Here is a 2,857-nt window from a genome sequence, read left to right on the forward strand (position 1 = left end):
ATTGTGACTGGATTTAGCGAGATTGAACGCAGATTAAATCACCTTAGCGAACAAGTGATTGAGATTAAAGCCTATTTAATTCAAAGCCAAGGCACTATTCACAGTGAGTAAGTCTCTGGGGATTCAGTCTAGTAAGTTAAAGCGGACTTTTCAAAATCCCATAAAGTTTGTCATTAGTCATTTGTCATTAGTCATTTGTCACTTGTACTGAGCGAAGCCGAAGTATTTGTCATTAGTTACAGTTATATAACTGGAGATTCGCTATAGTTAAGGGTTAACAGGCAACGGCTAAAAGGAGTTAAAGAGATGGAAATTAAGCCAACTGACCCATCACTAGCACTCATGGAAATTCCCCCTGGCTATCTCAACATTATGGGTTACGTTGATCAGTCAGAAGTTAATGGGCCTGGTTGTCGTGCAGTCATCTGGGTACAAGGTTGTCTTCGTGAGTGTCCTGGCTGCTTTAATACTAACTCCTGGTCTTTTGAGGCTAACCAATTGATTGCTGTTGATACCCTTGCCCAGAATATTCTCAGTAATCCCCACAACACGGGTGTAACGTTCTCTGGTGGAGAACCCTTTTGGCAAGCAACTGCACTAGCGTCTTTAGCTCGTAAAGTAAAAGCTGCTGGATTAAATGTAATGTCTTTTACTGGATTTACTCTCAAGCAACTACAGTCTCAATCAGCGCCGCCAGGTTCTCAAGCTTTGTTAGAACAACTTGATATCCTGATTGACGGGCCTTTTGTACAATCTCTGGCAATTAATTCTCCCAACTCTCCAGTTTCTTCTAGTAATCAACGGGTTCGGGTGTTAAACCCGGCTTTCCAAGACCAGATTACTTGGGCTAGCGACCAGATAGAAATCCACATTCTCAAGGATGGTGGACGCATTGTCACCGGTTATCAAGGTGGGTTGGAATTGACGTAGTGGGGCATGGGGCATGGGGCATGGGGCATGGGGCATGGGGCATGGGGCATGGGGCATGGGGCATGGGGAGTTAAAACTTGAAAGTTCACCTTCTGAGGCTCGACGTTCACCTTCTGAGGCTCGACGTTGACCTTCTGAGGCTCGACGTTGACCTTCTGAGGCTCAAGTTTGACCTTCTGAGGCTCAACGTTCACCTTCTGAGGCTCAACGTTCACCTTCTGAGGCTCAACGTTCACCTTCTGAGGCTCAACGTTCACCTTCTGAGGCTCAACGTTCACCTTCTGAGGCTCAACATTGACCTTCTGAGGCTCAACTTCCAAGTTTTAACTTTCCCTCTCTCCCAATACAGTTCGGTTAGCTTGTTTATCGAGCGAAGATCCCCCCAACCCCCCTTCAAAAGGGGGGCTAATTTTCTCCTTTACCCCCTTAAAAAGGGGGTCGCCACAGGCGGGGGGATCTTATCCGAACCTATTATTGCCCTCTCTCCTGCCCAATGCCCAATGCCCCATCTTCAATGCATCTGTGTTTGAGACGGATTATATTTAAAAAAAAATACATATCTAAATTTGACTAAACCATTTCAGACAATTTTTACTGAACACCGGGTACTTTGGGCTGTTTTACTCCTGAGTGCAGCACTGGTGGTAACGCTAGCGCTATCACTTTCTCAAGGAGCAGTACCTTTAAGTATGTCGGAATTTTGGCAAGCCATTCTCCGCGAAGGCGATCCGGTTAAACAGACAATTCTCTGGGATTTGCGTCTCCCACGCATTATCGCTGCTCTCATTGTGGGCGCAGCTTTGGGAATGTCAGGAGCATTACTGCAAGGTATGTTACGCAATAGTCTTGCTGATCCATTTATTTTAGGCATTTCAGCAGGTGCAGGATTAATTGTAATTCTGATGATTGTGTGGCAAATATTCCCGATCGCAATTCCTTTAGCTGCGTGGATGGGAGCAATTTTAACTTCTGCGATCGTTATTTTACTCGGTCGTGCGGGGTCGGGAATTTCAGTTGAGCGGTTAATTTTAGGCGGAGTGGCGGTGAGTTCTTTATTAGGTGCTGTACAAAGTACATTGCTGCTTTTAGCTGAAGATGGTCAAATTCAAATTGCGCTGAGTTGGCTGGTTGGTAGTCTTAATGGACGGGGTTGGCAAGAAATTGCGACAGCTGGCCCTTACATCATCGTTGCATTGATCGGGGGATGCTTGCTGGCGCGATCGGTAAATGTGCTGGCTTTGGGGGATGATTTGGCTGTGGGTTTGGGGGTTTCGTTGACGCGATCGCGCCTGTTAATTGGTGGTGTCGCCACTTTATTAGCCGCAGGTGCAGTTAGCATCAGTGGCTTGATTGGATTTGTTGGTCTTGTTGTCCCTCACGGTGTCCGCCTCATCGTTGGTACAGATCATCGCTTTGTTTTGCCACTTTCCGCCCTTGCAGGTGCATGGTTACTGATTTTTGCAGATTTACTGTCTAGACTAGGAGCAGTAGAATTACCAGTAGGTTCCGTCACTGCGTTGCTAGGTTCACCGCTATTTATCTGGTTACTTTACCGTCGTTCTGCTGGGTTTAACAAATTTTGATCTGATAAACTTGGGTTAAGTATCTGATACTCTACGCTACATTCATGGCAATTCTAAAGCTGCTCAAATGCGACGCAGTTTTTTCTACGATTTCAGTAACTACGGTAAGGAGCATCCCAATCCCCCCCAATACATCGGGGGGTTAGGGGGGGTATTAGACACTTTGGGTAACAAATATAGCTTTTCAAACACCCTCTAAGAGTTGCAATCCCATATCTTGGATTGCTTCATTACGCTACCGCTTCATTCGCTTTTGACTTACACCTTTGTGCAAAATTGGGATGCCAAAGCTTTAGCTACCGAAGCATCCTTGCTGGCAACTAACAAGTTGTTTGAACTAGCAG

General features: G+C 45.9%; 3 protein-coding genes. 2 read left to right on the forward strand and 1 reads right to left on the reverse strand.

Features of this window, described 5'->3' with window-relative positions:
- Positions 1–306: 306 nt before the first annotated feature.
- Positions 307–930, forward strand: a complete 624-nt coding sequence (locus tag LC574_RS34110; protein WP_229458036.1) for a 4Fe-4S single cluster domain-containing protein — start codon at positions 307–309, stop codon at positions 928–930.
- Here LC574_RS34110 and LC574_RS34115 read toward each other — a convergent pair.
- Positions 906–1,250 (reverse strand): hypothetical protein, encoded by a 345-nt coding sequence (locus LC574_RS34115; RefSeq protein WP_229458037.1) that lies wholly within the window; start codon positions 1,248–1,250, stop codon positions 906–908. The two genes, LC574_RS34110 and LC574_RS34115, sit on opposite strands and share 25 nt — an antisense overlap.
- A 246-nt stretch (positions 1,251–1,496) precedes the next feature.
- On the opposite strand from LC574_RS34115, the gene LC574_RS34120 reads away from it, so the two are divergent.
- Positions 1,497–2,513, forward strand: coding sequence for an iron ABC transporter permease (locus LC574_RS34120; protein WP_229458038.1), 1,017 nt, complete (start codon positions 1,497–1,499; stop codon positions 2,511–2,513).
- Positions 2,514–2,857 lie beyond the last annotated feature (344 nt).

Source organism: Nostoc sp. CHAB 5715 (assembly GCF_020829685.1).
GTDB lineage: Bacteria > Cyanobacteriota > Cyanobacteriia > Cyanobacteriales > Nostocaceae > Nostoc.

Excerpts from the sequence above, each read along its gene's own strand:
- LC574_RS34110 (WP_229458036.1), top strand. The coding sequence starts at position 307 with ATGGAAATTAAGCCAACTGACCCATCACTAGCACTCATGGAAATTCCC.